Source organism: Hydrogenophaga sp. (genome assembly GCF_051007235.1).
In the GTDB taxonomy this organism is placed as follows: Bacteria; Pseudomonadota; Gammaproteobacteria; order Burkholderiales; family Burkholderiaceae_C; genus Hydrogenophaga.
Genome location: NZ_JBPCSJ010000544.1, coordinates 1 through 7,202, shown reverse-complemented (window position 1 = coordinate 7,202; position 7,202 = coordinate 1). Strand labels below are relative to the sequence as shown.

Below are 7,202 nucleotides of genomic sequence, written 5' to 3'. Positions count from 1 at the left end.
TCGGCGCGGTCCACCTCGTCGATCAACAGCACCGCGCCGGGCGCGGGTGTGTGCAAGGCCTGCAGCAGCGGGCGGCGAATGAGGTAGCGCTCCTGATACACCTCGCGTTCCAGGTCGTCGGGGTTGGCCCTGTCCTGCATCGCCCGCATGTGCAGCAGCTGGGCGGTGTGGTTCCACTCGTAGAGCGCCTCGCGCTGCTCCATGCCGTCGTAGCACTGCAGGCGCAGCAGCGGGCGTTGCAGCACCTGGGCCAGTGCCTTGGCCAGTTCGGTCTTGCCGACGCCCGGTTCGCCTTCCAGCAGCAGCGGCCGCTGCAGCCGCAGGGCCAGGAACACGGCCGTGACCAGGGACCGAGGGGCGTGATAACCCACGCCTTGCAGGGCGTGGGTCAGCGAGTCGATCGATGTGGTGGCTGCCTCAGCCATGGGCCTGACGCACGGCCCGCTGCGTCTGCACCTTGATCAGCTGGGCGCGGTAGGCGGCGCTGGCGTGCAGGTCGGCGTTGAGTTCGCCCGCGTCCACGGCAACGCCTTCCACCGCCTCGGGCGTGAAGCTGCGCGAGAGGGCTGCTTCCAGCCCTGCGTGGCGGAACACGCCGTTGCCCGCGCCGGTGATGGCCACGCGCGCGCCACTGGCGGTCTGGGCCACGAACACCCCCACCAGCGCGAAGCGCGAGGCAGGCTGGCGGAACTTGGCATAGGCCGCCCTTTGCGGGATGGGGAACTGGATGGCGGTGATGATCTCGCCCGCTTCCAGTGCCGTGGTGTACAGGCCCTGGAAGAAGTCGTCGGCCGCGATCTGGCGGCGGTTGGTGTGCACCGTGGCGCCCAGGCCGAGCACGGCGCTGGGGTAGCAGGCGGCGGGGTCGTTGTTGGCGACCGAGCCGCCCAGGGTGCCCATGGCGCGGACCTGCCGGTCGCCGATGCCGCCGGCCAGGGCCGCCAGCGCCGGGATGGCCTGCTGCACCTCGGCGCTGCCAGCCACGTCTTCGTGCCGGGTCATGGCGCCGATCACCAGGGACTGGCCCTCGCGGCGGATACCGCGCAGCTCGGCGATGCCGGCCAGGTCGACCAGGGTCTCGGGCTGGGCCAGGCGCTGCTTGAGCGAGGCGATCAAGGTCTGGCCACCGGCCAGGGGCTGACCACCGGCCGCCAGCCGGGCGAGCACGTCGGACAGGGACGCGGGTTTGTCGTAGGCGAATGAGTACATGTGTTGCTCCTCTGACTCAGGCTTTGGCCGACTGGATGGCTTGCCACACGCGGTGCGGCGTGGCCGGCATGTCCAGCTCCTTGACGCCCAGCGGGGCCAGGGCGTCGAGCACGGCGTTGATGACCGACGGTGGCGAGCCGATGGCGCCGGCTTCGCCGCAGCCCTTGGTGCCCAGCGGGTTGGTGGTGCAGGGGGTGCACACGTGGCCGATGGTGAAGTTGGGGAAGTCGTCGGCGCGCGGCATGGTGTAGTCCATGTACGAACCGGTGATCAGCTGGCCGGTCTCGCGGTCGTAGATGCAATGCTCCATCAGCGCCTGGCCGATGCCCTGCACGATGCCGCCGTGCACCTGGCCCTCGACGATCATCGGGTTGATGATGGTGCCGAAGTCGTCCACCGCGGTGAAGCGGTCGACCCGCACCACGCCGGTGGCGGGGTCCACCTCCACTTCGCAGATGTAGGTGCCGGCCGGGAAGGTGAAGTTGGTCGGGTCGTAGAAGGCGGTTTCGTTCAGGCCCGGCTCCAGCTTGTCCAGCGGGTAGTTGTGCGGCACGTAGGCCGTCAGGGCCACCTGGCCGAAGGTCACTTTCTTGTCGGTACCCTTGACGGTGAACTCGCCGTTGCTGAAGTCGATGTCGGCGTCGCTGGCCTCCATCAGGTGGGCGGCGATCTTCTTGGCCTTGGCCTCGATCTTGTCCAGCGCGCGCATGATGGCCGCTCCACCGACCGAGATCGAGCGCGAGCCGTAGGTCCCCATGCCGAAGGGCACGCGACCGGTGTCGCCGTGCACGATGTCGACCTGCTCCGGGTTCAGGCCCAGGCGCGATGCCACCACTTGCGCAAAGGTCGTTTCGTGGCCCTGGCCGTGACTGTGCGAGCCGGTGAACACCGTCACGCTGCCGGTGGGGTGCACGCGCACCTCGCCGCACTCGAACAGGCCCGCCCGGGCACCCAGCGCCCCCGCCACGTTGGACGGGGCCAGGCCACAGGCCTCGATGTAGCTGGAGTAGCCGATGCCGCGCAGCAGGCCCTTGGCTTGCGAGGCGGCCTTGCGCGCCGGCAGGCCGGCCACGTCGGCCAGTTCGTTGGCCTTGTCCATGCAGGCATGGAAGTCGCCGGTGTCGTACTGCAGGGCCACCGGCGTCTGGTACGGGAAGTCCTTGACGAAGTTGCGGCGGCGGATCTCGTCCTGGCTCAGGCCGGTTTCCCAGGCCGCGCGGCTGACGATGCGTTCGAGCAGGTAGGTCGCTTCGGGGCGGCCAGCGCCGCGGTAGGCGTCCACCGGCGAGGTGTTGGTGAACCAGGCGTCGACCTCGACGTAGACCTGCGGCGTGGTGTACTGACCGGCCAACAGCGTGGCGTAGAGGATGGTCGGCACCGCCGAAGCGAAGGTCGACAGGTAGGCGCCCATGTTGGCGTCGGTGTGCACGCGAAAGCCCAGGAACTTGCCGTCCTTGTCCATGGCCAGCTCGGCATGGGTCACGTGGTCGCGGCCGTGCGCGTCGCATAGGAAGGCCTCGCTGCGGTCGCAGGTCCACTTGATCGGCCGGTTGAGCTTCTTGGACGCCCAGGTCAGGCACACGTCTTCGGCGTAGAGGAAGATCTTGGCGCCGAAGCCGCCGCCGACATCAGGGGCGATCACGCGCACCTTGTGTTCCGGCAGGCCCATCACGAAGGCGGTCATCAGCAGGCGTTCGACGTGCGGGTTCTGGTTGGCCACGTAGAGCGTGTAGTCGTCGCCGGCCCGGTTGTAGGAGCCGATGGCCGCGCGTGGTTCCATCGGGTTGGGCGCCAGACGGTTGTTGACCAGGTCGATCTTGGTGACGTGCGCCGCGTTGGCAAAGGTGGCGTCGACCCCCGCCTTGTCGCCGATGGCCCACTTGTAGCAGTGGTTGTCGGGCGCGATGTCGTGCACTGCCGGTGCACCGGGCTGCTGGGCGTCGCGCACGTCCACCGTGGCGCCCAGGGGCTCGTAGTCCACGGCCACCAGCTCGGCGGCGTTGCGGGCCTGCTCCAGCGTTTCGGCCACCACCATGGCCACGTGGTCGCCCACGTAGCGGGCCTTGCCCTGGGCCAGGATGGGGTGGGGCGGCTCCTTCATCGGCTCCCCGTTGGTGCTGGTGATGAGCCAGCCACAGGGCAGGCCGGCGATCTTGTCGGCCGCAACGTCCTGGCCGTCGAACACGCCGATCACACCGGGTGCGGCCAGGGCGGCCGATTTGTCGACGCCGTTGATCTTGGCGTGGGCGTGCGGCGAACGCACGAACACCGCGTAGGTCATGCCGGCGAGCGAGATGTCGTCGGTGTACTGGCCGGCGCCGGTGAGGAAGCGGTAGTCCTCTTTGCGGCGAAGCGGCTCGCCGATGTGGGGGAGTTTGGCGAAATCGGATGCACCCATGTCAGTTTCTCCTTTGGATCGTGCCGGGGGACGCCGCGGAACTGGCCTCGCCAGACCGCCGGTGTCGCCCCCTCGAAGGGGTTGCGCGCCGCGCGGCGTGAAGGGTCACTTCATGGCCGCGGCGCCTTGCACCACGGCCTTGACGATGTTCTGGTAGCCGGTGCAGCGGCAGAGGTTGCCTTCCAGCGCTTCGCGCACTTGGCTTTCGCTGGCGTCGGGGTGGCGTTTACAGAGGTCCACCGCGCTCATGACCATGCCGGTGGTGCAGAAGCCGCATTGCAGGCCGTGGCATTCCTTGAAGGCCGCCTGCATGGGGTGCAGCGTGCCGTCGGGCGCGGCCAGGCCTTCGATGGTGCTGACCTCGCTGCCGGCGGCCTGCGCCACCAGCAGGTTGCACGACTTGACGGCTTTGCCGTTCATCAGAACCGTGCACGCGCCGCACTGGGCGGTGTCGCAGCCGACGTGGGTGCCGGTGAGCTTGAGGTGTTCGCGCAGCGCCTGGACGAGCAGCGTGTTGGGCGCCGCGTCCACGGTCGTCGCCCGGCCGTTGACCTTGAGTTGGACCTGCATGTTTGTCTCCTGTTGTGGGGTGCCTGAAACAGTGAAACATGCAGCCTTGGGAGGCTGTTCAGGATTAACCCTGAATTGGCTCGGGTGGACCCATGGATTTCTCAAATTGAGACAACTTTTCCCGGTGCTGGTGGTGGATCTATCTGATTGATTTCAAAGAAAAAATGCGTTTTTCTTGTGGTTATTTTTCCTATGCTTTGAATTGCATATCTGGCGTCAAAACAGGTGGGGATGTTGAGGGTTTAATGGGGTTGAATGCATTGATTTGATTGATTTTCTTATCGGCTATTGGCTGGGTTTGGTGCTGTCTCAAATTGAGACTTTGATCGCGTGAGGCTTCCAAAATCAGGGTTAACCCTTGGCGGTTTGTGGCTTTCGTTCGCAACAATCGTATGCAGCGATTTGCATACGCGCCCGCCGGGCCGTCTCGTGTGGATCGTGGCCCCACAAAAACACGGAGCAACTCATGCAGAAAACCCTCCACATCAACCCGGACAAGTGCACCGGCTGCCTGCAGTGCGAAATGGCCTGCTCGTTCGAGAACTACGGCATCTACGCCACCTCGAAGTCGCGCATCAAGGTCTTCGACTTCCACCACACCGGCAAGAAAGTGCCCTACACCTGCACGCAGTGCGACGAGGCCTGGTGCCTGCACGCCTGCCCGGTGGAAGCCATCACGGTGGACAAGGCGACCGGCGCCAAGGTGGTGAACGAGACCACCTGCGTGGGTTGCAAGGTCTGCACCATCAGCTGCCCCTTCGGCACCATCAACTACGTTCAGGAAACCGGCAAGGTCCAGAAGTGCGACCTGTGCGGTGGCGACCCGGCCTGTGCCGACGCCTGCCCGACCGGCGCGATCACCTTCGTGGACGCCAACTGGACCGGCATGGACAAGATGAAGCAGTGGGCCGACAAGCTGGGCAACCAGCCGTCCGCTGCCTGATCCCCAACACATACAAGGAGCACCACATGTCTTGGGCTGGAAAAATCCTCCGCGTCAACCTGACCGCGGGCACCGTCGCCTCCGAACCGCTGAACATGGAGTGGGCACGCGCCTACCTGGGTTCGCGCGGTCTCGCCACCAAATACCTCACCAGCGAAATCGATCCCAAAGTGGATCCGCTCGCTCCCGAGAACAAGATCATCTGGGCCACCGGCCCGCTGACCGGCACCATGGCCTCCACCGGTGGCCGCTACACCGTGGTCACCAAGGGTCCGCTGACCGGCGCCATCGCCTGCTCCAACTCGGGCGGCTACTGGGGCGCCGAGCTCAAGATGGCCGGCTGGGACATGGTCATCTTCGAAGGCAAGTCGGCCAAGCCGGTCTACCTCTACATCAACGACGACGTGGCCGAGCTGCGCGACGCGGGTCACCTGTGGGGCCAGAGCGTCTGGAAGACCGAAGAAGCCCTCAAGACCAGCCTGCAAGATCCGCTGCTGCGTGTGTCGAGCATCGGCAAGTCCGGTGAAGTCGGCGTGCTGTACGCGGCCGTGGTGAACGACCTGCACCGTGCCGCCGGCCGCTCGGGCGTGGGCACCGTCATGGGCAGCAAGAACCTCAAGGCGATTGCGGTGCGCGGCACCAAAGGGGTGGGCAATGTGCGCGACCCCAAGGCCTTCATGGCCGCCGCCAAGGCCGCCAAGAAGGTGCTGGCCGACAACGCCGTCACCGGCCAGGGCCTGCCCACCTATGGCACCCAGGTGCTGATGAACGTGATCACCGAGATCGGCGGCCTGCCCAAGCGCAACCAGCGCGACGTGCAGTTCGAAGGCGCCAAGGACATCTCGGCCGACGCCATGGCCACGCCGCGCGCCACCGACGGCAAGAAGCACCTGGTGACCAACCAGGCCTGCTTTGGCTGCACCATCGCCTGCGGCCGCATCTCCAAGATCGACGAAGGCCACTTCTCGGTGCAGAACAAGCCCGAGTACTGGGGCGCCAACGGCGGCCTGGAGTACGAAGCTGCCTGGGCCCTGGGCGCCGCCAACGGTGTGAACGACCTGGAAGCGCTGCAGTTCGCCAACCTGATCTGCAACGAAGAGGGCATGGACCCGATCAGCTTCGGTGCCACCATCGGCGCCGTGATGGAGCTGTACGAAATGGGCGTGCTGACCAAGGAGCAGATCGGCATTGAGGCGCCGTTCGGTTCGGCCAAGGCGCTGTGCGAACTGGCCGTGATGACCGCCCGCGGCGAAGGCTTCGGCAAGGACATCGGCATGGGCTCCAAGCGCCTGACCGCCAAGTACGGCCACCCCGACCTGTCCATGAGCGTCAAGGGCCAGGAGTTCCCGGCCTACGACGGCCGCGTGATCCAGGGCATCGGCCTGGCGTACGCCACGTCCAACCGCGGCGCCTGCCATCTGCGCGGCTACACCATCGCGTCCGAAGTGCTGGGCATTCCGGTCAAGACCGAGCCGTCCGAGAGCGAGGGCAAGCCCGAACTGGTCAAGGCCTTCCAGGACGCGACCGCCGCCTTCGACTCCGCCGGCATCTGCATCTTCACCAGCTTCGCCTGGACGCTGGCCGACGTGGCCCCGCAGGTGCAGGCCGCCTGCGGTGAGGAATACACGATGGAGCACCTCAACCACATCGGCGAGCGCATCTGGAACATGGAGCGCGAGTTCAACAACGCCGCCGGTTTCACCAAGGCCGACGACAACCTGCCCAAGCGCCTGATGACCGAGGCCGCCAAGACCGGCCCCGGCAAGGGCACGGTCAGCAAGCTCGGCGAGATGCTGCCCAAGTACTACGACGTGCGCGGCTGGGACAGCGAAGGCCGTCCGACGGCGGACACCAAGGCACGCCTGGGTCTCTGATCCTTCGCAACGGGACTGAGTGCATGAAGAAGCGGTCCCCGTGACCGCTTCTTTTTTTGGAGAACATCAACATGACCCACCACGTCATCCTCGGCGCCGGCCCGGCCGGTGTGATCGCGGCCGAAACCATCCGCAAGCACGCACCCCAGGACCAGATCTCCGTGGTCGGCGACGAGAACGAATCGCCTTACTCGCGCATGGCCATCCC

General features: G+C 66.3%; 7 protein-coding genes. 3 read left to right on the top strand and 4 right to left on the bottom strand.

Translation table 11 applies throughout. The annotated features are described in order from the left end of the window. The 4 genes from ACR2JA_RS19415 to ACR2JA_RS19400 all read right to left on the bottom strand — a co-directional run. On the bottom strand, positions 1–425 hold a 425-nt coding region (locus tag ACR2JA_RS19415), incomplete at its 3' end, for an AAA family ATPase (protein WP_434010704.1). Further along, positions 418–1,209, bottom strand: coding sequence for an FAD binding domain-containing protein (locus ACR2JA_RS19410; RefSeq protein WP_434010703.1), 792 nt, complete (start codon positions 1,207–1,209; stop codon positions 418–420). The genes ACR2JA_RS19410 and ACR2JA_RS19415, both read right to left, overlap by 8 nt. A gap of 16 nt (positions 1,210–1,225) precedes the next feature. Beyond that, the gene (locus ACR2JA_RS19405) at positions 1,226–3,607 is read right to left on the bottom strand and encodes a xanthine dehydrogenase family protein molybdopterin-binding subunit (RefSeq protein WP_434010702.1); all 2,382 of its coding nucleotides are present in this window, start codon (positions 3,605–3,607) and stop codon (positions 1,226–1,228) included. 105 nt (positions 3,608–3,712) lie between these two features. Beyond that, positions 3,713–4,177 (bottom strand): (2Fe-2S)-binding protein, encoded by a 465-nt coding sequence (locus ACR2JA_RS19400; RefSeq protein WP_434010701.1) that lies wholly within the window; start codon positions 4,175–4,177, stop codon positions 3,713–3,715. A gap of 466 nt (positions 4,178–4,643) precedes the next feature. On the opposite strand from ACR2JA_RS19400, the gene ACR2JA_RS19395 reads away from it, so the two are divergent. From ACR2JA_RS19395 to ACR2JA_RS19385, 3 genes are all read left to right on the top strand, one after another. Further along, on the top strand, positions 4,644–5,120 hold the full coding sequence (locus ACR2JA_RS19395; protein ID WP_434010700.1) for a 4Fe-4S dicluster domain-containing protein: 477 nt from the start codon (positions 4,644–4,646) through the stop codon (positions 5,118–5,120). A gap of 26 nt (positions 5,121–5,146) precedes the next feature. Further along, entirely contained in the window at positions 5,147–6,994 is a 1,848-nt protein-coding gene (locus tag ACR2JA_RS19390; RefSeq protein WP_434010699.1) for an aldehyde ferredoxin oxidoreductase family protein, read from the top strand. Positions 6,995–7,065: 71 nt separating this feature from the next. After that, a partial coding sequence (locus tag ACR2JA_RS19385) for an FAD-dependent oxidoreductase (RefSeq protein WP_434010705.1) occupies positions 7,066–7,202 on the top strand: 137 nt, incomplete at its 3' end.

Bases quoted from the DNA above. Each gene is read 5' to 3' on its own strand.
- ACR2JA_RS19400 (WP_434010701.1), bottom strand. From the start codon at position 4,177: ATGCAGGTCCAACTCAAGGTCAACGGCCGGGCGACGACCGTGGACGCG.
- ACR2JA_RS19410 (WP_434010703.1), bottom strand. From the start codon at position 1,209: ATGTACTCATTCGCCTACGACAAACCCGCGTCCCTGTCCGACGTGCTC.
- ACR2JA_RS19390 (WP_434010699.1), top strand. From the start codon at position 5,147: ATGTCTTGGGCTGGAAAAATCCTCCGCGTCAACCTGACCGCGGGCACC.
- ACR2JA_RS19395 (WP_434010700.1), top strand. From the start codon at position 4,644: ATGCAGAAAACCCTCCACATCAACCCGGACAAGTGCACCGGCTGCCTG.
- ACR2JA_RS19405 (WP_434010702.1), bottom strand. From the start codon at position 3,607: ATGGGTGCATCCGATTTCGCCAAACTCCCCCACATCGGCGAGCCGCTT.